25 protein-coding genes and 1 rRNA gene are annotated in these 25135 nt (G+C 59.5%); 11 read left to right on the top strand and 15 right to left on the bottom strand.

Going from position 1 to position 25135, the window contains the following annotated elements; all coding sequences use genetic code 11:
- Window positions 1-86: 86 nt before the first annotated feature.
- Together aroE and hemF are read right to left on the bottom strand one after the other, a co-directional pair.
- On the bottom strand, window positions 87-908 hold the full coding sequence (aroE, locus tag AACY02_RS13330) for a shikimate dehydrogenase (protein ID WP_339432339.1): 822 nt from the start codon (window positions 906-908) through the stop codon (window positions 87-89).
- A 9-nt stretch (window positions 909-917) separates the two neighbouring features.
- Complete coding sequence (hemF, locus tag AACY02_RS13325) at window positions 918-1832, bottom strand: oxygen-dependent coproporphyrinogen oxidase (RefSeq protein WP_339432338.1); 915 nt, start codon at window positions 1830-1832, stop codon at window positions 918-920.
- A 162-nt stretch (window positions 1833-1994) separates the two neighbouring features.
- On the opposite strand from hemF, the gene AACY02_RS13320 reads away from it, so the two are divergent.
- Window positions 1995-2972, top strand: a complete 978-nt coding sequence (locus tag AACY02_RS13320) for an NADPH:quinone reductase (protein ID WP_339432337.1) — start codon at window positions 1995-1997, stop codon at window positions 2970-2972.
- Window positions 2973-2995: 23 nt separating this feature from the next.
- Here the strand turns inward: AACY02_RS13320 and AACY02_RS13315 are convergent, their stop codons facing one another.
- The 8 genes from AACY02_RS13315 to AACY02_RS13280 form a co-directional block, all read right to left on the bottom strand.
- Window positions 2996-4288, bottom strand: coding sequence for a phenylacetate--CoA ligase family protein (locus AACY02_RS13315; protein WP_339432336.1), 1293 nt, complete (start codon window positions 4286-4288; stop codon window positions 2996-2998).
- The gene (locus tag AACY02_RS13310; RefSeq protein WP_339432335.1) at window positions 4278-5546 is read right to left on the bottom strand and encodes an aminotransferase class I/II-fold pyridoxal phosphate-dependent enzyme; all 1269 of its coding nucleotides are present in this window, start codon (window positions 5544-5546) and stop codon (window positions 4278-4280) included. The genes AACY02_RS13315 and AACY02_RS13310 overlap by 11 nt, the downstream gene beginning before the upstream one ends.
- On the bottom strand, window positions 5543-6634 hold the full coding sequence (locus AACY02_RS13305; protein ID WP_339432334.1) for a DUF3419 family protein: 1092 nt from the start codon (window positions 6632-6634) through the stop codon (window positions 5543-5545). Before AACY02_RS13305 ends, AACY02_RS13310 begins: the two co-directional genes overlap by 4 nt.
- 42 nt (window positions 6635-6676) lie before the next feature.
- Window positions 6677-7411, bottom strand: a complete 735-nt coding sequence (locus AACY02_RS13300; protein WP_339432333.1) for an iron-containing redox enzyme family protein — start codon at window positions 7409-7411, stop codon at window positions 6677-6679.
- On the bottom strand, window positions 7389-8057 hold the full coding sequence (locus AACY02_RS13295) for a hypothetical protein (protein ID WP_339432332.1): 669 nt from the start codon (window positions 8055-8057) through the stop codon (window positions 7389-7391). Before AACY02_RS13295 ends, AACY02_RS13300 begins: the two co-directional genes overlap by 23 nt.
- A 272-nt stretch (window positions 8058-8329) precedes the next feature.
- Window positions 8330-8887 (bottom strand): L-threonylcarbamoyladenylate synthase, encoded by a 558-nt coding sequence (locus AACY02_RS13290; protein ID WP_339432331.1) that lies wholly within the window; start codon window positions 8885-8887, stop codon window positions 8330-8332.
- Between the two features lie 54 nt (window positions 8888-8941).
- Entirely contained in the window at window positions 8942-10042 is a 1101-nt protein-coding gene (dprA, locus tag AACY02_RS13285; protein ID WP_339432330.1) for a DNA-processing protein DprA, read from the bottom strand.
- Between the two features lie 80 nt (window positions 10043-10122).
- Window positions 10123-11148, bottom strand: a complete 1026-nt coding sequence (locus AACY02_RS13280; protein WP_339432329.1) for a LysM peptidoglycan-binding domain-containing protein — start codon at window positions 11146-11148, stop codon at window positions 10123-10125.
- A 159-nt stretch (window positions 11149-11307) separates the two neighbouring features.
- On the opposite strand from AACY02_RS13280, the gene def reads away from it, so the two are divergent.
- The 5 genes from def to AACY02_RS13255 all read left to right on the top strand — a co-directional run bounded on the left by def (window position 11308) and on the right by AACY02_RS13255 (window position 15992).
- Complete coding sequence (def, locus tag AACY02_RS13275) at window positions 11308-11814, top strand: peptide deformylase (RefSeq protein ID WP_339432328.1); 507 nt, start codon at window positions 11308-11310, stop codon at window positions 11812-11814.
- A gap of 57 nt (window positions 11815-11871) precedes the next feature.
- Window positions 11872-12831, top strand: a complete 960-nt coding sequence (gene fmt / locus AACY02_RS13270) for a methionyl-tRNA formyltransferase (RefSeq protein ID WP_339432327.1) — start codon at window positions 11872-11874, stop codon at window positions 12829-12831.
- Window positions 12828-14138, top strand: a complete 1311-nt coding sequence (rsmB, locus tag AACY02_RS13265; RefSeq protein WP_339432326.1) for a 16S rRNA (cytosine(967)-C(5))-methyltransferase RsmB — start codon at window positions 12828-12830, stop codon at window positions 14136-14138. The genes fmt and rsmB overlap by 4 nt, the downstream gene beginning before the upstream one ends.
- Before the next feature lie 22 nt (window positions 14139-14160).
- Complete coding sequence (gene trkA / locus AACY02_RS13260) at window positions 14161-15537, top strand: Trk system potassium transporter TrkA (RefSeq protein ID WP_221732233.1); 1377 nt, start codon at window positions 14161-14163, stop codon at window positions 15535-15537.
- Between the two features lie 140 nt (window positions 15538-15677).
- A complete protein-coding gene (locus AACY02_RS13255) occupies window positions 15678-15992 on the top strand; it encodes a tetratricopeptide repeat protein (protein WP_339432325.1) in 315 nt (104 codons plus the stop codon).
- 1 nt (window position 15993) lies between these two features.
- Here the strand turns inward: AACY02_RS13255 and AACY02_RS13250 are convergent, their stop codons facing one another.
- From AACY02_RS13250 to tag, 3 genes are all read right to left on the bottom strand, one after another.
- Window positions 15994-16233 (bottom strand): PilZ domain-containing protein, encoded by a 240-nt coding sequence (locus AACY02_RS13250; RefSeq protein ID WP_339432323.1) that lies wholly within the window; start codon window positions 16231-16233, stop codon window positions 15994-15996.
- A gap of 84 nt (window positions 16234-16317) precedes the next feature.
- Window positions 16318-17205, bottom strand: coding sequence for a lysophospholipid acyltransferase (locus AACY02_RS13245; protein ID WP_339432322.1), 888 nt, complete (start codon window positions 17203-17205; stop codon window positions 16318-16320).
- Window positions 17206-17245: 40 nt separating this feature from the next.
- Window positions 17246-17803, bottom strand: coding sequence for a DNA-3-methyladenine glycosylase I (gene tag / locus AACY02_RS13240; RefSeq protein WP_339432321.1), 558 nt, complete (start codon window positions 17801-17803; stop codon window positions 17246-17248).
- An 81-nt stretch (window positions 17804-17884) separates the two neighbouring features.
- Between tag and glyQ the strand changes: the two genes are divergently transcribed.
- The 4 genes from glyQ to AACY02_RS13220 all read left to right on the top strand — a co-directional run bounded on the left by glyQ (window position 17885) and on the right by AACY02_RS13220 (window position 22295).
- Window positions 17885-18838: a glycine--tRNA ligase subunit alpha gene (glyQ, locus tag AACY02_RS13235; RefSeq protein ID WP_034152298.1), complete on the top strand. Its 954-nt coding sequence runs from the start codon at window positions 17885-17887 to the stop codon at window positions 18836-18838.
- Window positions 18835-20889 (top strand): glycine--tRNA ligase subunit beta, encoded by a 2055-nt coding sequence (gene glyS / locus AACY02_RS13230; RefSeq protein WP_339432320.1) that lies wholly within the window; start codon window positions 18835-18837, stop codon window positions 20887-20889. The genes glyQ and glyS overlap by 4 nt, the downstream gene beginning before the upstream one ends.
- Window positions 20890-20893: 4 nt before the next feature.
- Complete coding sequence (gene gmhB, locus AACY02_RS13225; RefSeq protein ID WP_339432319.1) at window positions 20894-21433, top strand: D-glycero-beta-D-manno-heptose 1,7-bisphosphate 7-phosphatase; 540 nt, start codon at window positions 20894-20896, stop codon at window positions 21431-21433.
- A gap of 82 nt (window positions 21434-21515) precedes the next feature.
- The gene (locus AACY02_RS13220) at window positions 21516-22295 is read left to right on the top strand and encodes a lysophospholipid acyltransferase family protein (protein WP_339432318.1); all 780 of its coding nucleotides are present in this window, start codon (window positions 21516-21518) and stop codon (window positions 22293-22295) included.
- A 167-nt stretch (window positions 22296-22462) separates the two neighbouring features.
- On the opposite strand, the gene AACY02_RS13215 is transcribed toward AACY02_RS13220, so the two are convergent.
- Entirely contained in the window at window positions 22463-23995 is a 1533-nt protein-coding gene (locus tag AACY02_RS13215) for a sensor histidine kinase (RefSeq protein ID WP_339432317.1), read from the bottom strand.
- Window positions 23996-24162: 167 nt separating this feature from the next.
- Here AACY02_RS13215 and AACY02_RS13210 point away from each other — a divergent pair, with 167 nt between their 5' ends.
- Window positions 24163-24879 carry a response regulator transcription factor gene (locus AACY02_RS13210; RefSeq protein WP_339432316.1) on the top strand — a complete coding sequence of 239 codons (717 nt, stop codon included), beginning with the start codon at window positions 24163-24165 and terminating at the stop codon, window positions 24877-24879.
- Window positions 24880-25054: 175 nt separating this feature from the next.
- On the opposite strand, the gene rrf is transcribed toward AACY02_RS13210, so the two are convergent.
- Window positions 25055-25135 (bottom strand): 5S ribosomal RNA (rrf, locus tag AACY02_RS26005); the annotation flags it as partial.

Here is a 25135-nt window from a genome sequence, read left to right as displayed (position 1 = left end):
GATCGGCGGTGCGGCCATTCGCGAGCAAGCCCGCTCTCACATTTGAAATGCATTCCAACGTGGGAGCGGGCTTGCTCGCGAAGCTTTTAAAGGCCGAGTTGACGACGCAACTCTTGGAGTACTGGCGCCGTGTCGGGCCGCACTGCGCGCCACAAAAAGAACGCCTCGCCAGCTTGCTCGGCCAGCATGCCCAAACCATCCATCGACACCGCCGCGCCGTGTTCACTGGCCCAGCGGCAGAACGCGGTCGGCTCCTTGCCGTACATCATGTCGTAGCACAGGGTCTTGCCCGACTCGATCAGGCTCGGCGCAATAGGCGGCACGTCACCGGTGAGGCTGGCGGAGGTGGCGTTGATGATCACGTCCACCGGCTCCTGCAACCAGTCGAAACCGCTGGCCGATACCGGCCCCAGATCACAGAACAATTCGGCCAGCCATTCGGCCTTCTCCACCGTGCGGTTGGCGATGATCACCGACGCCGGTTTTTCCGCCAGCAACGGCTCCAGCGCCCCACGCACAGCGCCACCGGCGCCTAGCAGCAGGATGCGTTTACCGGTCAGGCTGAATCCGGCGTTCACCGTCAGATCCCGCACCAGCCCGGCACCGTCGGTGTTGTCGCCCAACAGCGAGCCGTCAGCCAGTTTGCTCAAGGTGTTCACCGCGCCAGCACGCTGTGCACGAGCGGTCAGGCTGTTGGCCAGGCGATAGGCGTCTTCCTTGAACGGCACGGTGACGTTGGCGCCACGACCTTCCTGGAAGAACGCCGTGGCACAGCCTGAAAAGTCGTCGAGTGGCGCCAGCAGGGTGCTGTAATCGAGGCTTTGCCCGGTCTGCTCGGCGAACAGCTTGTGAATCATCGGCGATTTGCTGTGGCCGATCGGGTTACCGAAAACGACGTAACGATCCATCAGATGTCCTCAGGCTTGAGCCAGCCAGTCGCGATCTTGCAGGAAGTACTCGGTCAGGCGCGCTTCTTCGCTGCCGGGCTCGGCTTTCCAATCGTAGCCCCAGCGCACTTGTGGCGGCAGCGACATGAGGATCGACTCGGTACGCCCGCCCGATTGCAGGCCGAACAGCGTGCCACGGTCGTAAACCAGGTTGAATTCAACGTAGCGGCCACGGCGGAATTCCTGGAACTCACGCTGTTTTGCAGTGAACGCATCGTTCTTGCGTCGCTGCACGATGGGCAGGTACGCATCGATGTAGGCATCACCGATAGCGCGCATGAAGGCGAAACTGGTGTCGAAGTCCCACTCGTTCAGGTCATCGAAGAACAGGCCGCCGATGCCGCGCGGTTCGTGGCGATGCTTGATGTGAAAGTAGGTGTCGCACCAAGCCTTGTAACGCGGATAGACGTCCGCCCCGAACGGCGCGCAGGCCTGCTCGGCGACGCGGTGCCAATGGATGCAGTCTTCTTCGTTGCCGTAATACGGGGTCAGGTCAAAGCCGCCGCCGAACCACCAGACCGGTTCCTCGCCTTCCTTCTCGGCGATGAAAAAGCGCACGTTGGCGTGCGACGTCGGCACATGCGGGTTGTGCGGATGAATCACCAGCGATACGCCGAGGGCTTCAAAGCCGCGTCCCGCCAGTTCCGGCCGATGGGCGCTGGCCGACGGCGGCAGACCGCTGCCAAAGACATGGGAAAAGTTGACGCCGCCCTTTTCGATCAGCGTGCCGTTTTCGATCACGCGGGTGCGACCGCCACCGCCAGCAGGTCGGGCCCAGGCGTCTTCGACGAAGCGCGTGCCGCCGTCCTCGATTTCCAGCGCGGCGCAGATACGGTCTTGCAGGTCGAGCAGATAGGCCTTTACGGCGTCGGTGCGGGTCGTCATGGCTTCACCTTGAATCGGGCATCACTACGCGGCGCCCCGCAGGCGGGGGGCGACGCAAATGGGCGCGTAGCATACCACCGCAAACCGGCGCACCGCAGTTGACGAAGATCAAGCATGGGAGTTGGATAGGGACCTCACAAAAGCCCCAAGGAGAGCAGGCAGATGGCAAAGCGTATCCAGTTCCGCGCCCACGGCGGTCCCGAAGTCCTCGACTATATTGACTACCAGCCTGCGGAGCCTGGCCCGCAGCAGGTTCGCGTAAGCAACAAGGCCATCGGCCTGAACTTCATCGACACCTACTTCCGCAGCGGTCTTTACGCACCGCCGGCCTTGCCGTCCGGTCTGGGTGCCGAAGGTGCGGGCATCGTCGATGCGGTGGGCAGCGAGGTCACCCGGTTCAAGGTCGGTGACCGCGTGGCGTATGGCAGCGGCCCGTTGGGTGCCTACAGCGAACTGCACGTTCTGCCCGAAGCCAATCTGGTGCACCTGCCAGACGCCATCAGTTTCGAAACCGCTGCTGGGGTCATGCTCAAGGGCCTGACCGTGCAGTACCTCCTGCGCCAGACTTATGAGCTCAAGGGTGGAGAAACCATTCTGTTCCACGCCGCTGCTGGCGGTGTCGGTTCGCTGGCATGCCAATGGGCGAAGGCGTTGGACGTCAAGCTGATCGGCACCGTCAGCTCCAAAGAAAAAGCTGAGCTGGCCAAAGCCAACGGCGCTTGGGCGACCATCGACTACAGCCACGAAAACGTCGCGCAGCGCGTGCTGGAGCTGACCGACGGCAAGAAAGTCCCGGTGGTGTATGACGGCGTCGGCAAGGACACCTGGCTGACCTCGCTCGACAGCGTGTCGCCGCGAGGGCTGGTGGTCAGCTTCGGCAACGCGTCCGGTGCAGTCGACGGTGTCAATCTGGGAATTCTCTCGGCGAAAGGTTCGCTGTACGTGACCCGGCCGACCCTGGCGACCTACGCCAACAATGCCGAGAACCTGCAACGCATGGCCGATGAGCTGTTCGAGATGATCATCAGCGGCAAGCTCAACGTGGCTATCAGTCAACGCTATCCACTGGCTGATGCAGCGAAGGCGCAGACCGAGTTGTCGGCACGGCGCACCACCGGCTCCACGATCCTGCTGCCCTGACAGCACGCGCTCCCGATGAATCGTCATCGCTTCCTCGTGGCGTCGTCCAACTCAACAAAAAATGGCGTCTTGCCGGCGGCGTTTGTTTGGAAGCCGCTGCGGGCAAGAGCCAGCACCTGCAAGCCCTGTACGCCGGGCAGCCTGAGCAATGCACTCACCTGCACTTCATTGTGCAGCGCCTGTTCGATAGCCGCTTGTGCGCCGTCGTATAGTTTGTCCTCAGCGATGACCACGCACAGGCTCGCACCGCTAGCTCGCCGATGGATCTGTACCTGGACATCGGTGGGGCCCAGTTTGGCCAGCGCTTGCCCAAGTAGGTCCAATACCTGTCGTTGAGTGATGATCGCGCCGCCTAGCTTGATCGTTGTCTCAACCCGTCCCTGGAGTTCCAGCACGGGAAAGCTGCTGCCGCAGGCGCAACTCGATACGTTGCGCAGGATTCGCCCGCGATCACCCATTCGATAACGCAACAGCGGCACATGATCGGGCAGCAGCGGCGTCAGCAGAAACTCACCGCTGTTACCATCAGCCACCGCTTGTAAAGTCAGGGGATCAACCACTTCGATCAGCATCGCGTCGGCGTGCAAATGATAAAAGCCGTGCTCAAGATGAGCACACTGAAAGCCAATGGGGCCGGTTTCCGTCGAGCTGTAGCCCAGCGACCGGATCTTCAGCGCCGGCCAGTCCCGGGCCAGTTGCTCGCGCAGCGGTTGACTGCAGGGTTCCCCGATATAGTAGAGCCATCTCAGACTGGCCAACTGTGCCGCATCAATATCGTTGTGGTTGAACAGCGCCGCTGCCAGGGAAGGGGTACAAATCAGCGCGTCGGCCGCTTGTGACTCGATCAGCTCGGCAATCCGCTGGACGCCCATCAGTGATCCGGCTGGCAACAGGCGCGCACCGATATGCTGGACAAGGGCCGCCGCATATTGAAAGGCACCCTGCATTTCGCCGGCGGTCAGACCGTTGATGACCACGCCTGGACGTTCATCTTCCCCCCCAAACATCCGCGCTCCAAGCGGCACGATACCGGCGTTGAACGCCCAGGAATGCGTGATGTGTTTACGGTTGCCGGTGCTGCCTCCTGACGTCAGGGTCAGCCCGCCGCCCGGCGTACGGTGAGAAGCCTCGCCAAGTACGGAGAACAGCACACCGCCAGATTCATCCTCCACCGCTTGAATCGGCAGAAGATGAAGGTCCTCCAGGGTCTGCACTTGCAGGATCTGCGGACACAACGCACAGAACCACGGCAGAGAGCGCGCGTAAGCCAGTTTGCGTGCAAAGGCTTGGTCAGTAACTAGCCGATCATCGCTCATCGTCACGCCCTCCCTGACGAATGCCTAACTCATCGAACCCGCTCCTGACCGCATTGGCCAGACATTCCAACTGCCCCTCACTGTGATTCGCGCTGATGGCCAGACGTAAAATAGCCTCGCCCTTGGCCACCACCGGAAATAACGCGGTTGTGACAGCGATGCCCTGCCGACGCAGGTGCAATGCCAGACTGATTGCATCGCGCTCGGCCCCCACACGGACGAAACGAATGGGTGATGCGATTTCATGGTTGCCCAGCACCGAACCGAGCAGAGTGTCGATCCGGGCAACGTTTCTCCACAGGGCAGCCTGTAACTGACCGAGTTCCGGCGAAAGGTGAATTTTCCCGGAGGCAACCGCCGCGCCGACACCGCCCATCGACAGTGGCCCACCGAAGGTATAGGTCGACGCATGGCGCCGAATCATCTCGGCATCGCCGGCCGTGAGCAGGGTAATCGCCCCGCCGGTCGCACCAAATGCCTTGGACAGCGATGACAGAAGGATCAAACGATCGCGCAGTCGCTTATCGGCAGCGACCAATGCATAACCACCACCTGCCACCCCATGGATCGAGGTGCCATGAGCATCATCGGCATAAAGGTAGCCTTCAAAACGCTCGGCCAACTGCAACAGTCGTTTGATCGGATACAGGCCGCGCATCGAGCCAATACTGTCGGTCAGGATGATCGGTGTATTGCCAGCCGCCACCGCCGTTGAACATGCCTGCTCGACCTGCTCCACATCGCTGCAATCACAACGCCGTACAGGGCCGAACTGCCACAGAATCCCTTGTAGCACTTGCATTGAGGCATGGGCCGCCCGGTCGACTATCCAGCAGGGACCACGACGCAACGGATAAGACGGCAACTCGCCGGACCCGAGCAATGGCAGGCAGCCCAAATGCGCGCTGCCCACCGAGTTGAAGGTGACCGTATGGCCCTGAAATATCTGGTCCAACTGCTTATCCAGTTGACGCATCGGCGGCAGCAGCGCCCGGGTTCTTGCGGCCGCAAACTGCACACCGAAAGATTCGACGGCGTCCACCGCGCCTTGAATAAGGCGGGGGTCGCACTCAAGCCCCAGGTAGGAGCATGAAAGGAACTCGGTGAGTCGTTCGCCGCTGCTCAATTCGATGTCCTTGCCCTCGCGCCTCATCAGTTTCAGGCCGTTGAGCCCTGCCTGGAACAACTGCTGCTGGTCGTCACGCGCCTGGCGGACACGGTTTTTGACCCAATTGACGGTCGGTTGTTGAGTATTCATCGGGATACCTGCGAAAGGGTCCGGCGATAGACCTGTACACGCCAGAGCTGGGTTTTTTCTTGTGCGATCGCTTTCTGGAACTCGGCAGTGACATCGCTGAAACCTGAACAATCGGGTTGAACCACATGCAAATGGCCACGCATGACCGTCAAAGCCTCATCGGCCAGAGACGGGCGCAATCGCTGCAAAACACGGGTGCCAGCGGCTTCGGGCAAGAACGAGGGCACGTCGGAGAGCGAGACGAAATCAACATCCGCGTGCATGGCAACACAGTCGAGCATGTCGGCCTGTACTACGTGCAACTCGCACTGCTGAAGTGCCTCACGGGCACGCTTGAAAATCTTCGGATCGCACTCAAGCGGAAAACCTTGCCGATAGCGCAGTTCACCGAAAAACAGCATTTGCAGGAAAAAGCTCTCGCGCACGACCTGAGTGGTGAACATCGCGTGGAAAATCTTCAGATACGCCGCACGGGAACTGATGCCCAGGTTGTTGGGTGGAAACGAGCCTTTGTAGAGAAGGGAATTGAGCACGGCTGCATTGCCCAGTAGGGCGATCACAGCCTTCCAGCGCTTGAGTGGAAAGCGGGTTAGGTAATATTGCGTTTGCTCGCCAAGATCGTTGTGTTCAAAGATGCCTCGACCCGCTTTGCCGGTAAAAAGTCGATTGACCATCGCCAACCGCTGCAGGGCCTGCTCGAAGGCGCCCATGTAGATCGGCGCTTGCCATTGACGGGACTGGAACAACTCTGACAGCCAGCGGCGATCGGTCCGGGGCAAATCCAGATGCTGAAACAGGGACTGGCGTTGTTTGGCCAAAACGTCTGTCCGGTAACCCATGAATGCCATGAACGACTCATGATCGGTCTGTTGCAGCAGGGCAAACCGCAACCGCGTGAACGCCAGTTGGGGCGCACTGATATCGGTACAGGTCATCCGCACCGGCCTGCGGGCCAGCAGCGGTAGAAGACGTCCGCCACTCCCGGCGACACCCACCACATGCCTGGCACGTTGGGGCAGGATCGCGTATTCAAGCGCGGTGTCTTCATCCCCCAGTGCATAGTTCAGACGATCGAAATAGTCAGCCATGCGGGTTTCCCTCCGCCAGCCCTGAAAATCGAAGTGCGGACTTCATGATTTATCCAACGCGTGAAGGAAGTCATAACGCGGTGCGCGGCCGTTTTGCCAGGCTTCATACTGGTCATGGACGGCTTCAAGCATGTTGCCGGTCAAGCGCAAACTGGTCTCCATGACAGTCGCAATGGCATCCCAGTCGGACTGAGATTTACACGTGCGCTGCAGGATGAGTTTTATTTCATGGAAGTGTTCGACATCAATATCGGAGTGCGCCATGAAGAACGTCAACTGAGCCGGCTTTAGCGAGAGTGTCTCGCGCAGGCTATTAATCAGCGGATTTATGAAATGATAGGCATTTTCTGCCCAATAACTGTATCCCAGCCGTTGTAGCGAATTGCCGGTAAAGGAAATCCAGTATAAATAAGCAATCAGCACTTCAGTTTCCGGAGCTGCCGGTGGAATCTTAAAATCTTCACTCTTTAGACCAAGACTCATGACATCATGCAACGCCATTTTTTCATGGCCGACTTCTTGCGCCGCATGTTCAAAACAGAACTTTGCATAAACCGGATTATCGGCATGTCGCACCCCCACCAGACCTTGGTTTCGTGCGTTATGTGCGGTGTAGTGAAAAGTTTCGATCATGTAGATTGCATATAACGCTTTGGAAACACTGCCCTCGCGTATAGCTTTTACCAGCCGTGAATTATTCAGGATTGCCGCCCACGAACTTTCGATTCGTTCATCAAGCAGGCTCAACTGTTGTTCAAAATTGACGGGCGTGATCATCGTGGCTCTCCAGGTGCAGGGTGGTTGTATGGGCAGGTTGTTGCACGGCGGCGAAAACTTGCTTCCATTGCGCTGACAGCAGCCAGTAATCGCCGCGGGCGCGTTGTTCGATATGAAGGGCCTCAGAGGTAATCGGTGTCAGACCGAACCGTTGGAACAATCGCCGTTGTGGCGATCGGCAAAGTGCGACGACACCCTCATGACCGCGCGTGATGGCCCACTCTGTGGCGGCCGCCAGCAGACAGTTGATCGGAACCGGCAGATGGTTTTGCGAGAGAGTGATCAACCGGCTGAACTCGACATAGCGCGATAGCACCATGGTGGGAGCAACATGTTGCTGCGTCAGTGACGCCCATTCGAACGGCGATGGAGTCACTCTTAATACCGCCACCAGTTGCTCATGTTGATACAGTAAAAAATGAGTACTGCGCGACACTATCGCCAGCTTCTTTTCAAGCAAAACAGCCCTTGATGTCAGCATGTAATGCTGTAATCGAAGCCGAAATTGACGACCAATAAATCGTTCGAACTCTCGTGTGTCTGATCCCGCTTCAAGAATAACGACACGACAATTTTCATGGCGATTATTCAATTCCGCCTGAAGTGACTGAAGATAATCCGTTAATTGTAAATCCGTAGTATCCATTCCTTCTCCGCAGACGTTAACTTATCGAAGTTCTCTGAGCGCATTGAAATAATGGATGCTTTTGGAAATATCGCCACCGCGCGATTTCTGATAATGACGTGGGAAAAGTTACCTGTTTTTAATACTTGGCGACAAGTCTGACGTAAGCGGGAAAAATATAAACAACAAACTGTTGAAATTTGTTAGTGACTCGAAAGATAAGTCGTAGGCATATGCAGCCCTCCTCGCCCTATAAAGGCGAGGAGGACTCATACTATCGATTGAGGGGGGCGTCAGTCGGGACGAATGACGTTGCCGGTGGCCAGATCACGGATGACGCTGGGGTTCTTGCGTCCACCCAGTTCCCCGCCCAGCACCAGATCGATCTGCCCACGGAAATACTGTTCGACCCGCAACCTCGTGCGCGCCGCCGGACGCCCTTGTGGGTTGGCCGAGGTCGAAATCAGCGGCCCGACCATCGAGCACAAGTCGCGCACCTGCGGATGATCGCTGACCCGCAACGCCACGGTGTCGTGTACACCCGTAACCCACTCAGGCAGCAGGTTCTGGTGCGGCACCAGCCAGGTGTTCGGCCCTGGCCAGGTGCTGGCCATGCGGTCGATCCACTCCTGCGGGAAGTCTTCGAACAGAAAGTCGAACTGGCGGATGTTGTCGGCGACCAGAATCAGGCCCTTGTCGACCGAACGATTCTTGATCGCCAGCAACCGATCCACCGCCTCTTCGTTCCACGGGTCGCAACCCAGTCCCCAGACGGCTTCGGTTGGATAGGCAATCACCGCCCCGGCACGAATCTCTCGTGCGGCTTGTTGCACACGCCAACTGTTGACCATGAAAAACTCTCCGCAAACAGGTTTCGCGCAGTTTACCGATCTTCCCTGTAAAACCTAGCGTGTCCTCGCCAACCAGCGACCGTTTTCACACACTGCACGGCCGTCCATTTCCAGTTCGGTCAGTGCCGCCAGCACTTTGGGCAAAGCCCAGCCGCTGCTGGCGACCAAGGCTTCACTGGTGTGTGGCGCCGCGTGGAGCAGGCGCAGCAGTGGGTGATCGGTTTTCGGGGTGTCGGTGGATATCGGTAGACGCTGCCAGCCACGCAGCGCTTCAAGAATATGTTCGATGGTTTCCACCAGCACCGCGCCATCGCGGATCAACTGGTGACAACCCCGCGCACCGGGGTGATGAATGGAGCCAGGAATGGCGTAAACCTCGCGCCCCTGCTCCGCCGCCAGCCGCGCGGTGATCAACGAACCACTGGCGACACTTGCCTCCACCACCAATACACCAAGGGACAAGCCACTTATGATCCGGTTACGTCGCGGGAAGTTGCTCGCGCTCGGTCCGGCGTCCAGCGGGAACTCCGAAAGCACCGCGCTGCCCGAGGCAATCATTGCGTCAGCCAGTCGCCGATTGCGCTGTGGATAAAAATTTTCCAGACCCGTGCCAAGCACGCCGACCGTCTGCCCTCCCACGTCCAGTGCCGCTTGATGCGCGGCGGCATCAATACCCAACGCCAAGCCACTGTTGATGACAAAACCAGCCCCGGCGAGGCTGCGGGAAAACGCCGCCGCTGTGTCCATTCCCGGACGCGAAGCGCGTCGACTGCCCACCATCGCCAGTTGCGGTTTCTCCAGAATAAGCGGATCGCCAGCCACGAACAGCAGCGGTGGCGGATCGGGAATCTGTGCCAACAAGGCCGGGTAATCCGGTTGATCCCACATCAGCAAATGCTGACCTGGGCGCTCTAGCCAGCGCATTGCATGACTGGCGCCCTCGCGCACTTCAAGACAGCGCCGCGCTTCAGCGCATGCCGCTGGCAAACCCAGCGAGCGCCAGGCGCTGGCCGGGGCGCTGATGGCTTTGGAAGCCGAGCCGAAGGCTTCGAGCAATTTGGCAAACCGCTTCGGGCCGATTTCCGGCAAGCGGTGCAGGCGCAGGCGCGCTTCCAGTTCCGCCGGGGAAACGGGCGTACAGACAGACATCATCATGGATCATCCTTGATCGTTATAAGCCCCGAACCATTCGGAACAAGCTGTGGATAACTCTGTTGGTAACTTGTTGGGCACGCTTACGGATTGCGCACCTTGTCGAGCACCGCCAGCGAGCGCGATGCGTTGAGCACGAGGCCGTAGCTGAGCTTTTCGTAGGTGCGGAACACCATCAGCAATCCGGCGCGTTCGTCGGGAATTTTCAAGGGTTGGCCGGTGATGCGGTCACGCACGGTTTCCCCGGTTTTCATCACCACCAGCACATTGCCTTCGGCCAAACCATCGCGTTTGCCCTTGTTCAGGGTGACCACGTCCATCACACCGATCTGGGTGACGCCGCGGGGCACGTCGATGATCACCCCGTTGATGTTGCTGGCCGGGGCGCTGGGCATGAAGGTCGAATTGATCGAACGCTCTTCGCCGCTGAACAAACGGTCGCCGAGGCGCACTTCCTGAGTGGTGCGTTGCAGGGCGAGGGTGGCGACGTCGCCTTCGGTGGCAACGATTTCACCACCACCGATGTCGTCGGCGTTGATCCCCAGAAACTCCTTGGTCTGCGGATCGGTGTAGACCTTGCCCTGGCGGAAAATCCCGTAAACCGGCTGGTTCGGGTCGAAATGGCCGCGAGCGAAGATGCGGTCTCCGGTGCCGCTGAGCACCCGTTCGGCATCACCGGCAACGATGTACGGCGCCTTGTCGAAGTCCTCGACCTTGTCGACGATGCGGTTGCTCAGCAGAAAACTGTTGATCGATTTCAGTGGGATGCTCGGAATCGCCTCGGCCACCGGGCTGGTGCGAATTCGTGGCGACAGCTTGATCGTGCCCCGTGACTCGCCACGGTTGAGGGTCAGTTGCGGCTGGCCGTTGACGTAATTGAGCGTCAGCGTGTCGCCGGGGTAGATCAGGTTGGGGTTTTCAATTTGCGGATTGGCCCGCCACAACAGTGGCCATTGCCAGGGCTCACGCAGGTATTTGCCGGAGATATCCCAGAGGGTATCCCCCGAAACCACCGTGTATTGCTGTGGAAAACCATCCCTGAGTTGCACTTGCCCTTGCGCCACGCCGGCCGAAGCCAGAAGCAGCAGGGCGAGTAGTGTTTTCCTCATGCAGCGAATCCCTTTATCATGTGCGTTCGCGTGAACCGTCAGAGCCCCCGTGGCTCGCTACTGCAAACTGCATTAGCTACGCTTCACAACGGTAGCCTGCATCTTCGGACCTGCCAGGCCATCGACCCGACTTTACTCAATACGTGCAGCAATCAGCCTATGGCCATTTTAAACATCCTCGAATTTCCGGACCCGCGTCTGCGTACTATCGCCAAGCCTGTGGCCGTAGTGGACGACGAAGTGCGTCAGTTGGTCGATGACATGTTTGAAACAATGTATGAAGCGCCGGGCATCGGCCTCGCCGCGACCCAGGTCAATGTGCACCAACGTATCGTTGTGATGGACCTTTCCGAAGACCGCACCGAACCACGGGTATTCATCAACCCCGAGTTCGAATCGCTGACCGAAGAAATGGATCAGTATCAGGAAGGCTGCCTCTCGGTGCCGGGTTTCTACGAAAACGTCGACCGCCCGCAGAAGGTCAGGATCAAGGCGCTGGACCGCGACGGCAAGCCCTATGAGCTGATCGCCGAAGGCCTGCTCGCCGTGTGCATCCAGCACGAATGCGACCACCTCAACGGCAAATTGTTCGTCGATTACCTGTCCACGCTCAAACGCGACCGGATCAAGAAGAAACTGGAAAAGCTGCATCGCCAGAACGCTTGATGCCCCTCTTCAAAGGCTTGCTGCGGCAAGCCTTTTTCTTTTTATGAGACGCCTTCCATGACTGAGCCACTGCGCATCGTTTTTGCCGGTACCCCTGAATTCGCCGCTGAACACCTCAAGGCCTTGCTGAGCAGCCCTTACGAGATCGTTGCGGTCTACACCCAACCGGATCGTCCGGCCGGTCGCGGGCAAAAACTGATGCCGAGCCCGGTTAAACAGCTAGCGCTGGAAAATAATATCCAGGTGTTGCAACCGCCGACTTTGCGCAACGCTGACGCTCAGGCTGAACTCGCCGCGCTGAAGCCGGACTTGATGGTGGTGGTCGCCTACGGCCTGATCCTGCCGCAAGTGGTGCTGGATATTCCGCGCCTGGGCTGCATCAACAGCCACGCCTCCTTATTGCCACGCTGGCGCGGTGCAGCGCCAATTCAGCGAGCCGTGGAAGCGGGCGATGCCGAAAGTGGCGTGACCGTGATGCGCATGGAGGCGGGCCTCGACACCGGGCCGATGCTGCTCAAGGTCGTCACACCGATCAGCGCCGAAGACACCGGCGGCAGTCTCCACGACCGTCTCGCCGAGCTGGGCCCACCGGCCGTGGTGCAGGCGATTGCCGGTCTCGCTGCCGGAACGCTGGAAGGCGAAGTGCAGAACGATGACCTCGCCACCTACGCGCACAAACTCAACAAGGACGAAGCGCGCATCGACTGGAGCCGCCCGGCCGTTGAGCTGGAGCGTCTGGTCCGCGCCTTCAATCCATGGCCGATCACCCACAGCACCCTCAACGGTGAAGCGTTGAAAGTGCTGGCGGCGACGCTCGCCGAAGGCAACGGCGCACCGGGCACCATCCTCAGCGCCAGCAAGGACGGCTTGATCGTCGCGTGCGGCGCACAGGCACTGTGCCTGACCCGTCTGCAATTGCCCGGCGGCAAGGCGCTGAACTTCAGCGACCTGTTCAACAGCCGTCGTGAGAAATTCGCTGTCGGCACCGTGCTGGGCGCTGCGGTGGCCGCGCAATGAACCCGCGTCTGGCCGCCGCCAAGGCACTCGCCGCGGTACTGAGTGGCAAAGCCTCGCTGAACAGTTCCCTGCCGACACAACTGGACAAGGTCGAGGATCGCGATCGCGGCTTCACTCAGGATCTGGCGTTCGGCACAGCGCGCTGGCAGCCACGCTTGTCGGCGCTGGCGGAAAAACTGCTGCAGAAACCCTTCAAGGCCGCCGACGCCGATGTCGAGGCGCTGCTGCTGGTCGGGCTCTACCAACTGCTCTACACCCGTGTGCCGGCCCACGCCGCCATCGGTGAAACGGTAGGGTGCGCCGACAAGCTGAAAAAGCCTTGGGCCAAGGGTTTGCTCAACGCCGTGCTGCGTAACGCGCAACGCGAGAGCGAAACGATTTTCGCCGAACTGGAGCGTGATCCGGTGGTGCGTACCGCCCACCCCCGCTGGCTGCAAAAATCCCTGAAAGCTTTCTGGCCCGAGCAGTGGGAAGCGATCTGCGAAGCCAACAACGCGCATCCGCCGATGATTCTGCGGGTCAATCGCCGTCATCACAGTCGCGACGCCTACCTGGGGTTGCTGACTGACGCCGGTATCGCGGCGACACCGTGCATTTACAGCCGCGACGGCATCGTCCTCGAAGCCGCCGCCGACGTGCGCAGCCTGCCGGGTTTTGCCGATGGCTGGATCAGCGTGCAGGACGAAGCGGCGCAACTGGCCGCCGACTTGCTTGACCTCGCTCCGGGCCAGCGGGTGCTCGATGCCTGCTGCGCCCCGGGAGGCAAGACCTGCCACATCCTTGAGGCAGAACCTGCGCTGGCTGGCGTGGTAGCGGTGGATCTGGAAGCCAAGCGTCTGGTGCGAGTCAGAGAGAACCTTGAACGGTTGGGGCTGAGCGCCGAACTGATCGCCGCCGACGGTCGCGAAACGGCAGTATGGTGGGACGGCAAACCGTTCCAGCGCATCCTGCTCGACGCACCGTGTTCGGCCACTGGCGTCATCCGCCGCCATCCGGACATCAAACTGACCCGCCAGGCCGACGACATCGCGGCTCTGGCGCAACTGCAAGGCGAGTTGCTCGACGCAATGTGGAAAACCCTCGAAGTCGGCGGCATTGTGCTCTACGCCACTTGCTCGACTTTGCCGACCGAGAACACCGAAGTGATTGCCGCGTTCCTCGAACGCACGGCGGGCGCACGGGAACTCGATCTGGCAACGACGGCCGGGATCAAGCAGCCCCATGGTCGCCAATTGCTGGCCCAGCAGGGTGGCCATGACGGTTTCTACTACGCCAAGCTGATCAAGATCGCTGCCTCTCGCGGCTAAACGGATTCAACGGAGTGACTGGATGAAAATCATCATCCTCGGTGCAGGACAGGTCGGCGGTTCGCTGGCTGAACATTTGGCCAGCGAGGCCAACGACATCACGGTGGTCGACACGGACGGCGAGCGCCTGCGCGACCTCGGCGACCGCCTCGACATCCGCACCATTCAGGGCCGTGGCTCGCTGCCGTCGGTGCTGCGTCAGGCCGGCGCGGACGACGCCGACATGCTGGTTGCGGTGACCAACAGCGACGAAACCAACATGGTTGCCTGCCAGGTCGCCCACACGCTGTTCCACACCCCGACCAAAATCGCCCGGGTGCGCGAAGCGTCTTACCTGGCCCGCGAGGAACAACTGTTCCAGAACGAAGCGATTCCGGTCGACGTGCTGATCAGCCCCGAGCAAGTGGTCACCAATTACATCAAGCGCCTGATCCAGCATCCCGGCGCCTTGCAGGTGATCGACTTCGCCGAGGGCAAGGCGCAACTGGTGGCCGTGCGTGCGTATTACGGCGGGCCGCTGGTGGGTCAGCAACTGCGCCAGTTGCGTGAACACATGCCGAATGTCGAGACCCGTGTGGCAGCGATTTTCCGCCGCGACCGGCCGATCCTGCCTCAGGGCGACACGGTGATCGAAGCCGATGACGAAGTCTTCTTCATCGCTGCGCGTGAGGATATTCGCGCTGTGATGAGTGAAATGCGCCGTCTCGACGAAACCTACAAACGCATCGTCATCGCCGGTGGCGGGCAGATCGGCGAACGCTTGGCCGAGGCCATCGAAAGCCGTTATCAGGTGAAGATCATCGAGATGAGCCCGGCACGTTGCCGCTATCTCTCCGACACCCTCGACAGCACCGTGGTGCTGCAGGGCAGCGCGTCGGACCGCGACTTGCTGCTGGAAGAGAACATCGCCGACGCCGATATCTTCCTCGCCCTGACCAACGATGACGAAGCCAACATCATGTCGTCGCTGCTGGCCAAACGGCTGGGGGCTAAGAAAGTGATGACGATCATCAACAACCCGGCTTATGTCGACCTGATCCAGGGCGGCGACATCGACATCGCCATCAGCCCGCAACTGGCGACCATCGGTACCTTGCTGGCCCACGTGCGCCGTGGCGATATCGTCAGCGTTCACTCATTGCGTCGCGGTGCGGCGGAGGCCATCGAGGCGATTGCCCACGGTGACGCCAAATCAAGCAAGGTGATCGGCAAGCCCATCGATAAAATCGGCCTGCCACCGGGTACCACCATCGGCGCCGTCATCCGCAATGAACAAGTGATCATCGCCCACGACGACACCGTGATCGAAGCGGGTGACCATGTAATTCTGTTCCTTGTGGATAAAAAGCATATCCGGGATGTGGAGAAGTTGTTCCACGTCGGATTGAGCTTCTTCTGAGTGTGGCGGTAACAGCACAGGCCTCTTCGCGGGCAAGCCCGCTCCCACAGGGGAATGCATTCCAATGGTGGGGCTTGCTGGCGAAGGCGGCCTCACTAACCCCCAGCAACACCTGACACTCCACAGAAAGGAATCCACAAATGCTCCAATCCCTGGAAAAAATGCTCGCCAAGGGTGTGGATAACGCCCTGCTGCGCTTTGGCCTGGGTAAGGGATACTTGGACCTGGGAGAGAACGCCAAGGCTGCCGAGCACTTTGAGCGCTGTGTCGGTTTCGATCCGAAATATTCGGCGGCGTGGAAACTGTTGGGCAAGGCGCAACTGGCGCTCGGCGATAGCGCCGCCGCACGCCACGCCTGGGAGCAAGGTCTGGAAGCGGCCCGCGCCCATGGCGACAAGCAGGCCGAGAAGGAAATGACGGTGTTTCTGAAGAAGCTCGATCGTCAGGCGCAATGATCTACAGATAGCGCAAGCCGATCCCGTCGGCATCCACCGTCACCACTTCCATCCGCACTCGTGGCGCGCCTGTGGGTAAATCCTGCACCTGCCCGTAAACCACCGCGCCCTTGGGCAATGACGCCAAACGCGAATGCTGGACATACACCCCGGTAGGCGACAGGTTGCGCGTTTGCCCAAGGCATTCGCCAAAGCTGTCGTGACTGATCTTGATACGCAATGATTTGCGGTGTTCGGACATCTGCTGCGCCCTTGAATGAACGGTTGTGGATAACCCTGGAGGTGAAGTTATCCACAGATCATGCCAATCATGATCTCCAACGCCTCAGTACCAGCGCTCCTCGCCCGGTGGACGTTTCTTGAAACGCTTCATGCTCCACATGTACTGGCTCGGATACGCCGCCACATAACGCTCGACCACTTGGCTCATGGCCGCGCAGGACGTCTCGGTATCGGTGCTGTACATGGCGTCGGGCGCGGCTTCGAGGATCACTTTGTAGCCGGAACCATCGGGCAGACGCAATGCATGCAGGAACACGCCAACCGCTTTGCCGCCAGCGAGCATGTTCGGTACGAATTTGCTGGTCAGCGCCTGAGTGGCGAAGAACGGCACGAAGATCCCGGCGGATTCGGCCGGTTCCGGGTCGGCCGGAATGCCCACCGCACCACCTTTGCGCACTTCCTTGATGACGCTGAGGATGCCTTCTTTGGTGGAAGCGGCGACTTTGTTGCCCAACTGCACGCGCTGTTTGCGCAGCAATTGATCCACAGCCTTGAGCTTGGGCGGACGGTAGAAAATGATCGGTTTGCACTGGCTGCAATAGAAGTGGTTGAGCACTTCCCAGTTTCCCAGGTGGCTGGTGATACCGACCACGCCTTTACCCGAGGCCAGTGCATCCTTGAGGATGTCGAGGCCTTCGACTTCGCGCACCAGATCAATGGAACGCTGGGCTGGCCAGATCCAGGCGCAGGCGCTTTCGGTCAGGGACTTGCCAATGTCTTTCAGGCTCTGGCCGACCAGACGTTCACGCTCAGCCGGGTCCATCTGAGGAAAACACTTGGCGAGGTTGATCCGCACCACGTCGCGTGAACGGTTGGGGGTTTTCCACATGATCCAGCCGATCGCCGAACCCACGGCCTGCACCGCCCGCCATGGCAGCAGGGCAAACAGCCGCAGAGCGCCTACCAGCAAGGCGCCTTTAAACTTTTCCACAGGTCACTCCTGATCTTGTGCTGTGCGCGAGGCGGCCATTCTAACCGCCGTTGACGAGTTGCGCGTAGCGGTCGCAGTCCTGCGTGTGATCCATGACCATGCCCGAGGCCTGCATCAGCGCGTAGCAAATGGTCGGGCCGACGAACGTGAACCCGGCCTTTTTCAGGGCTTTGCTCATCTCCAGCGCTTCGGGGGTGATGGCCGGGACTTCGCTGCGATCCTTGAAGTGATTGACGATCGATTGGTCGCCAACGAACGACCAGAGAAACTCCACCGGGTTCTCCAGCGCCAGCCACGCCTGGGCATTGCGCCGGGCAGCATTGAGTTTGAGGCGGTTGCGGATGATCCCCGGATCGCGCATCAATTCGTCGATTTCGGCGTCAGTCATCTGCGCGACGCGCTGCACGTCGAAGCCGAACAACACCTGGCGATAACGCTCGCGTTTGCGCAGTACGGTGATCCAGGAAAGCCCGGCCTGGAACCCTTCGAGCAAAAGCAACTCGAACAAACCCTGCGCATCGCGTAGCGGCGTGCCCCACTCCTGATCGTGATAAGCCATGTACAGCGGATCTTCGGTACACCAAAAGCAGCGTGGCATAAGGCTCCAGGGGGCGTGCGCAGCAACGAATCGGGTATACTCCCGCTCTTTAAATCGCAGCCCAAGAAACAGGTGAATTTCGTGAGCCAGCCTACGCCAGCCGTGCGTACCTTCCAAGACTTGATCCTCGCGCTCCAGCAATACTGGGCCGAGCAAGGTTGTGTGGTACTTCAGCCCTACGATATGGAAGTAGGCGCCGGCACTTTCCACACCGCGACCTTCCTGCGCGCCATCGGCCCGGAAACCTGGAACGCCGCCTACGTGCAGCCAAGCCGCCGTCCAACTGACGGCCGCTACGGCGAAAACCCGAACCGTCTGCAGCACTACTATCAGTTTCAGGTAGTCCTGAAACCGAACCCGGACAACTTCCAGGAGCTGTACCTGGGCTCCCTCAAGCATGTCGGCCTGGACCCGCTGGTCCACGACATTCGCTTCGTCGAAGACAACTGGGAATCGCCGACCCTCGGCGCCTGGGGTCTGGGCTGGGAAGTCTGGCTCAACGGGATGGAAGTCACTCAGTTCACCTACTTCCAGCAAGCGGGCGGCATCGAGTGCTACCCGGTGACCGGCGAGATCACCTACGGTCTGGAACGTCTGGCCATGTACCTGCAAGGCGTGGACTCGGTCTACGACCTGGTCTGGGCTGACGGCCCGATGGGCAAAGTGACCTATGGCGACGTGTTCCACCAGAACGAAGTGGAGCAATCCACTTACAACTTCGAACACGCCAACGTCGACAAACTGTTCGAATTGTTCGACTTCTATGAAGGCGAAGCCAAGCGCCTGATCGAACTCGACCAGCCGCTGCCGTTGCCGAGCTACGAAATGGTGTTGAAGGCCTCGCACACCTTCAACCTGCTGGACGCGCGCCGGGCCATCTCGGTGACCGCGCGTCAGCAATACATTCTGCGCGTGCGCACCCTGGCGCGTTCCGTTGCGCAAGCCTACCTGCTGGCTCGCGCCAAGCTGGGCTTCCCGATGGCGACCCCGGACCTGCGTGACGAAGTACTGGCCAAGCTGGAGGCTGCACAATGAGTGCGCAAGATTTTCTGGTTGAACTGGGCACCGAAGAACTGCCACCCAAAGCCCTGAACACTTTGGCCGACGCGTTCCTCGCCGGTATCGACAAGGGCCTGCAAGCCGCCGGCCTGAGCTACGAGACGAAAACCGTCTACGCCGCGCCGCGTCGTCTGGCTGTATTGATCACCGCGCTGGCCACCCAGCAGCCGGATCGCAGCATCAACCTGGACGGCCCGCCACGTCAGGCGGCGTTCGACGCTGAAGGCAATCCAACGCAAGCAGCCTTGGGCTTTGCCAAGAAGTGCGGCGTCGATCTGAGCGAAATCGACCAGAGCGGCCCAAAACTGCGCTACAGCCAGAACATCGCCGGCAAGCCGACCGTGAGCCTGCTGCCGACCATCGTCGAAGATTCGCTGAACGACCTGCCGATCCCGAAACGCATGCGTTGGGGTGCGCGCAAGGAAGAGTTCGTGCGTCCGACCCAATGGCTGGTGATGCTGCTCGGCGACCAAGTCATCGACTGCACCATCCTCGCGCAGAAGGCTGGCCGTGATTCCCGTGGCCACCGTTTCCACCACCCGCAAAGCGTTCGCATCGGTTCGCCGTCGAGCTACCTGGCCGACCTGCGCGCCGCTTATGTGTTGGCCGATGCCAACGAGCGTCGCGAGATCATCAGCAAGCGCACCGAAGAACTGGCCACCCGCCAGGAAGGCACCGCAATCGTTCCGCCGGCGCTGCTCGACGAAGTGACCGCACTGGTTGAATGGCCGGTGCCGCTGGTGTGCTCGTTCGAGGAACGCTTCCTCGACGTGCCGCAGGAAGCACTGATCACCACCATGCAGGACAACCAGAAGTATTTCTGCCTGCTGGATGCCGACGGCAAGTTGCTGCCACGCTTCATCACCGTCGCCAACATTGAAAGCAAAGACCCACAGCAGATCATCGCCGGTAACGAGAAAGTGGTTCGCCCACGCCTGACCGACGCCGAGTTCTTCTTCAAGCAAGACAAGAAGCAGAAACTCGAAGTTTTCAACGATCGCCTGAAGAACGTGGTGTTCCAGGAAAAACTCGGCAGCGTCTACGACAAGGCCGAGCGCGTTTCGAAACTGGCGGCTTATATCGCCGCACGCATCGGCGGCAACGCGTCGTGGGCTGCCCGCGCTGGCCTGCTGTCGAAGTGCGACCTGGCCACCGAAATGGTCGGCGAGTTCCCGGAGATGCAAGGTGTCGCCGGCTACTACTACGCCCTCAATGACGGCGAGCCGGAAGATGTCGCGCTGGCACTGAACGAGCAGTACATGCCACGCGGCGCCGGTGCTGAACTGCCGGCGACCCTGACCGGTGCAGCCGTCGCGATCGCTGACAAACTGGACACGCTGGTCGGCATCTTTGGCATCGGCATGCTGCCAACCGGCAGCAAAGACCCGTACGCCCTGCGCCGTGCGGCTCTCGGCGTGCTGCGCATCCTGATCGAGAAACAACTGGATCTGGACCTGAACGACGCCGTGGCCTTCGCCGTGAATGCGTTCGGTGCCAAGGTCAAGGCTGCCGGCCTCAACGACTCCGTGCTGGAATTCATCTTCGACCGTCTGCGTGCGCGTTACGAAGACGAAGGCGTGGACGTGGCGACCTACCTGTCCGTACGTGCCCTGAAGCCAGGTTCGGCGCTGGACTTCGACCAGCGTGTACAAGCGGTTCAGGCCTTCCGCAAACTGCCGGAGGCGGCAGCGCTGGCGGCGGTCAACAAGCGTGTTTCCAACTTGCTGAGCAAGCTTGAAGGCGCTGTACCGACTGAGGTGCAGGCCAAGTACTTCGACAATGCCAACGAGTTCTCGCTGTATTCGGCGATCCAGCAAGCGGATCAGGCTGTACAGCCAATGGCCGCCGCGCGTCAGTACAACGAATCGCTGGCACGCCTGGCGGCATTGCGTGAACCGGTGGATGCGTTCTTTGACGCCGTGATGGTCAATGCCGAAGACGCCAATGTGCGGGCCAACCGTTACGCGCTGCTGGCGCGACTGCGTGGCCTGTTCCTGGGCGTGGCCGACATTTCGCTGCTGGGTTGAGGGATTGCTGTTGAAACTGCTGATTCTCGATCGTGACGGAGTGATCAATTACGACTCCGACGCTTACATCAAGTCGGTGGAGGAGTGGATTCCTTTGCCCGGCTCGATCGAGGCGATTGCGCAGTTGAGCAAGGCCGGCTGGACGGTGGCGGTCGCCACCAACCAGTCGGGCATTGCTCGCGGCTACTACGACCTCGCCACCCTCGACGCCATGCACACGCGCTTGCGCGAACTGGTGGCGGAGCAGGGTGGCGAGGTCGGTTTGATCGTGTATTGCCCGCATGGGCCGGACGAGGGGTGCGATTGCCGCAAACCTAAACCGGGGATGTTGAAAACCATCGCGGCGCATTACAACATCGAACTGACCCATGTCTGGTTCGTCGGTGACAGCCTTGGTGACCTGGAGGCCGCCAAAGCCGTCGATTCACAACCCGTTTTGGTAAAGACCGGGAAAGGCGAAAAGACTCAGGGCAAAACCCTGCCGGTTGGCACTCTGATTTTTGACGATCTAGCGGCGATTGCCGCAGAACTTATCCACAACTAGAGTACTTCTGAAATTCCTGACCAGGGATTGATCGGGAGTGCGCTTGAACAGTCGGGCATTGCCCGTAACGGTAAACGTCGCCATGTCGATACTGCGGGCCATCAGAATCTTCCTCTTTTACCTGCTGCTGGGCACCACCTCCTTGCTGTGGTGCAGCCTGAGCTTTTTCATCGCGCCCTTTCTGCCATTCAAGGCGCGTTATCGTTTTATCAACGTGTACTGGTGCCGTTGCGCCTTGTGGTTAACCAAGGTGTTTCTGGGTATCCGTTACGAAATCAAAGGCGCGCAAAACGTGCCTGACCAGCCCTGCGTGATTCAATCGAACCACCAGAGCACTTGGGAGACGTTCTTTCTCTCCGCGTATTTCTCGCCGCTGAGCCAGGTGCTCAAGCGCGAACTGCTTTACGTGCCGTTCTTCGGCTGGGCCATGGCGATGCTGCGGCCGATCGCAATCGATCGCGACAACCCGAAAGCCGCGCTTAAACAAGTCGCGGCCAAAGGTGATGAACTGCTCAAGGACAACGTTTGGGTGCTGATCTTCCCTGAAGGTACACGCGTTCCTTTTGGCACTGTCGGCAAGTTCTCCCGCAGTGGCAGCGCTTTGGCGGTAAATGCTGCACTTCCGGTGCTGCCGATTGCACACAATGCCGGCAAATTCTGGCCGAAAATCGGCTGGGGGAAAAAATCCGGTGTGATCACGGTGGTCATCGGCGAGCCGATGTATGCCGAAGGTACTGGCCCCCGCGCCATCGCCGAACTCAATGACCGTGTGCAAGCGTGGAACGAGAAGACCCAGCGCGACATGGGTTCACTGCCACCGGCCCCACAAGCCCCCGCCGCCAGCGATCAAATGGCTGTCTGAGATTTTGTGGATAACCTGTGTACGGTTTTGTTGAAAAAGCTTGAATATTCAATATAAGAGATTGATTTACTTATATATTTCCCAAGCTCATAAAACGCCGTAAATGGTGCATAAGTTTTTTTCGGATGTAAAAAAACCGGCTGATATAGCCGGTTTTTTGTATCTGTTTACTCAGGGATCAGCGGCAACTCAAGGACAAACGTGGTGCCCTGATCAACCACGCTGCGGCACTCGATGCGGCCACCATGGTGATCGACCACAGCCTTGACCATCGACAGGCCCAGGCCTACACCATCAATGCCTTGGGCGGATGAAAAACGCCGGTACTGACTGAACAAATCCGGCAGTTCCTGCGCGGCAATGCCCTTGCCCTGATCGGTCAACTCACACTGCAGCCATTCGCCGCCACAACTGACACGCAGCGCGATCCGGCTATCCGCCGGGCTGTATTTGATCGCGTTTTCCAGCAAGTTGAACAAGGCACGGGTCAGCAACCCCTGGTCGGCCTGTATCAGCCGCTCCTGAGATTGCTCATCCATGTCGTGAAACACATCGATGCGTTTTTGCTGGGCAATGGGTAAGACCTGATCCAGCACGTCGAGCACCAACATCGCGAACAACGTTGGCTGAAACTGATAGGCCTCAGATTCGGCGCGCGCCAGCAGCACGAAGCCATCGGTCAGATCCAGAGCGCGACGGACCTGACGCTCAATCTGTTCAAACAACGGCGAGTCAGCACCAGCCTGATGACCGTGGACGTCGAGCAACGCGAGAATCGCCGAGTGCGGAGCACGCAGATCATGGGAGAGAAAGCGCAGCAACACACCGCGCTGTTCTTCCGCCGCGCGTTCAGCACTCAGATCTGTCAGGCTCAACAGCCAGCCGATGGGCGTGTCACCGTCTACCGGCAGCAGTGCCGCACGTTCCAGGCGCAGACTGCGTTCCTTGTGATCTCTGAACTCCAACAGTGGCAGCGCGGACAACAGTGGGTGTGGCTCGGTAGACAACTCTGGATAACCGAGGCGCGCCAGTTGAACGAGGATATCGTCGCCCACCAGTTGATTTTCGAAGAGATGGCGAGCCTTTCGATTGCCCAGCAGGATTTGCCCCTTTGGATCGCTGATCAGTGTCGCGACCGGCAGGTATTCCAGGCCGTCAGCGATGAAACGCCGGGTATCACGGGTGCGGCTCATGGCTTGCTCAAGCGCCATGATCTGGCCCTGCAATCGATCGGCGCCGGTGAGTTGTGTGCGGCGTCGTTCGGGAAAGACTTTCGGCTCGCTGTCCAACCGCGCCAACTCCCAACCGAAGTAGGTCAACACCACACTCAGACGTCGCCAGTTCCAAATCAAATAGCCGAACAACATGCCCAGTACCGCAGGTGTCGGCGACCACCAACGTCGCATTTCAGCGAGCCCGGCACTGGCCGTCAGCGCACACGCCATGCCTGTCAGCGTTATCCAGAGCGCCCAGCGCGGACGCCAAAGCAGCAAACCCAACACAAACGCCACCATGCCCACCGACAGCATCGCTCCCCCCCCGGGACCCGCAGCGTGCAGGTTGATCTGCGCGCGATAGGACAGCAATGCAGTCAGCGGCAACAGCACTAGACTTATCCACAACCACTCGCGTACCAACTGTCGAAACAGTCGCTGCACTTGGCTGGGTTCACGACTTTCGTACCGACGCCGATCATTCATGGGAAAAACGGCAGGGGTAGGTGAATGGTTTCATAGGCCACAGGTCTGAAGACGTAGAACGGAGAATCATAGCGGACGTCGACCAATGGCGGCCGCATACTTTCATAGCGATGGGCGAGCCGGTATTGTCGACACCCCACCGCCCCAGCAACAGGGAAGAACCGCGTATGCGCGTTGCAATACTGGACGACGAGCCCGCCGAACTGCGCCGGGTCGAGCAAACCCTGCAACAAATGGCTGAAGTCGGAGACCAGCCATGGTCACTACACAGCTTCGAACGTGGCGAAGACCTGCTGCGACAGTTACGCCGGGAAACCTTCGACCTGCTAATCCTCGACTGGCAACTCCCCGACCTCTCCGGCCTGGCCCTTTTGCGCTGGACCCGCGAACACATGGAAGCACCACCGGCCGCGATCATGCTTACCAGTCGCGACGGAGAAAGCGATATCGTCCAGGCGTTGAATGCGGGAGCTGATGACTATGTCAGCAAACCGTTTCGCCCCAACGAACTGAAGGCTCGAGTTGCTGCGGTACTGCGCCGACACAGTCTGCAACGTACAGCCGCTACTGAAGTCCGCTGCTTCAATGATTTGACCTTCGATGACGCCGAACTGAGCGTCACCCGCGAAGGCAAGGCGATCGTCATGACGGAGCGCGAATATCGGTTGGCGCGCTGTCTGTTCAGCAATCTCGGTCGGCCGTTATCACGCGACTATCTTTACGAGCGCTTCTGGCCCCATGAAGAAGTGGCTTCCTCGAGACCTCTGGATACCCACATATATCGCCTGCGCAACAAGCTAGGACTCACAGCGGATAGGGGTTGGCAACTGCTGACAATTTACGGTTATGGATATCGGTTAGAAAGTGTGTCGATAGCGAAGTAAGCGTCCGAACGCTACCCTACCTCCAAGATAGTGCGCACTAAAAAATGGTGTCTACTATCCTGGCTAATTTGGAGAACGATCAGGAGTGGGTGACCGGACAGTTACTCTTAGGAAGCTTTTTCGAGCCAAAAAACAAAACCCCAACTGCTTTCGCAATTGGGGTTTCGGAATTTAATCTTGACGATGACCTACTCTCACATGGGGAAACCCCACACTACCATCGGCGATGCATCGTTTCACTGCTGAGTTCGGGATG

It is taken from the genome of Pseudomonas sp. EA_65y_Pfl2_P78, assembly GCF_963970495.1.
GTDB lineage: Bacteria > Pseudomonadota > Gammaproteobacteria > Pseudomonadales > Pseudomonadaceae > Aquipseudomonas > Aquipseudomonas baetica_A.
The sequence above is the reverse complement of the archived record's forward strand: the minus strand, read 5'-3'. Positions and strand labels throughout refer to the sequence as shown.

Excerpts from the sequence above, each read along its gene's own strand:
- AACY02_RS13220 (WP_339432318.1), top strand. The coding sequence starts at position 21,516 with ATGTCGATACTGCGGGCCATCAGAATCTTCCTCTTTTACCTGCTGCTG.
- rsmB (WP_339432326.1), top strand. The coding sequence starts at position 12,828 with ATGAACCCGCGTCTGGCCGCCGCCAAGGCACTCGCCGCGGTACTGAGT.
- AACY02_RS13305 (WP_339432334.1), bottom strand. The coding sequence starts at position 6,634 with ATGGCTGACTATTTCGATCGTCTGAACTATGCACTGGGGGATGAAGAC.
- AACY02_RS13315 (WP_339432336.1), bottom strand. The coding sequence starts at position 4,288 with ATGAGCGATGATCGGCTAGTTACTGACCAAGCCTTTGCACGCAAACTG.
- trkA (WP_221732233.1), top strand. The coding sequence starts at position 14,161 with ATGAAAATCATCATCCTCGGTGCAGGACAGGTCGGCGGTTCGCTGGCT.
- def (WP_339432328.1), top strand. The coding sequence starts at position 11,308 with ATGGCCATTTTAAACATCCTCGAATTTCCGGACCCGCGTCTGCGTACT.
- AACY02_RS13215 (WP_339432317.1), bottom strand. The coding sequence starts at position 23,995 with ATGAATGATCGGCGTCGGTACGAAAGTCGTGAACCCAGCCAAGTGCAG.
- AACY02_RS13295 (WP_339432332.1), bottom strand. The coding sequence starts at position 8,057 with ATGGATACTACGGATTTACAATTAACGGATTATCTTCAGTCACTTCAG.
- AACY02_RS13310 (WP_339432335.1), bottom strand. The coding sequence starts at position 5,546 with ATGAATACTCAACAACCGACCGTCAATTGGGTCAAAAACCGTGTCCGC.
- glyS (WP_339432320.1), top strand. The coding sequence starts at position 18,835 with ATGAGTGCGCAAGATTTTCTGGTTGAACTGGGCACCGAAGAACTGCCA.
- dprA (WP_339432330.1), bottom strand. The coding sequence starts at position 10,042 with ATGATGATGTCTGTCTGTACGCCCGTTTCCCCGGCGGAACTGGAAGCG.
- fmt (WP_339432327.1), top strand. The coding sequence starts at position 11,872 with ATGACTGAGCCACTGCGCATCGTTTTTGCCGGTACCCCTGAATTCGCC.
- tag (WP_339432321.1), bottom strand. The coding sequence starts at position 17,803 with ATGCCACGCTGCTTTTGGTGTACCGAAGATCCGCTGTACATGGCTTAT.
- AACY02_RS13250 (WP_339432323.1), bottom strand. The coding sequence starts at position 16,233 with ATGTCCGAACACCGCAAATCATTGCGTATCAAGATCAGTCACGACAGC.
- AACY02_RS13320 (WP_339432337.1), top strand. The coding sequence starts at position 1,995 with ATGGCAAAGCGTATCCAGTTCCGCGCCCACGGCGGTCCCGAAGTCCTC.
- hemF (WP_339432338.1), bottom strand. The coding sequence starts at position 1,832 with ATGACGACCCGCACCGACGCCGTAAAGGCCTATCTGCTCGACCTGCAA.
- AACY02_RS13210 (WP_339432316.1), top strand. The coding sequence starts at position 24,163 with ATGCGCGTTGCAATACTGGACGACGAGCCCGCCGAACTGCGCCGGGTC.
- AACY02_RS13300 (WP_339432333.1), bottom strand. The coding sequence starts at position 7,411 with ATGATCACGCCCGTCAATTTTGAACAACAGTTGAGCCTGCTTGATGAA.
- AACY02_RS13280 (WP_339432329.1), bottom strand. The coding sequence starts at position 11,148 with ATGAGGAAAACACTACTCGCCCTGCTGCTTCTGGCTTCGGCCGGCGTG.
- aroE (WP_339432339.1), bottom strand. The coding sequence starts at position 908 with ATGGATCGTTACGTCGTTTTCGGTAACCCGATCGGCCACAGCAAATCG.
- AACY02_RS13290 (WP_339432331.1), bottom strand. The coding sequence starts at position 8,887 with ATGGTCAACAGTTGGCGTGTGCAACAAGCCGCACGAGAGATTCGTGCC.
- AACY02_RS13255 (WP_339432325.1), top strand. The coding sequence starts at position 15,678 with ATGCTCCAATCCCTGGAAAAAATGCTCGCCAAGGGTGTGGATAACGCC.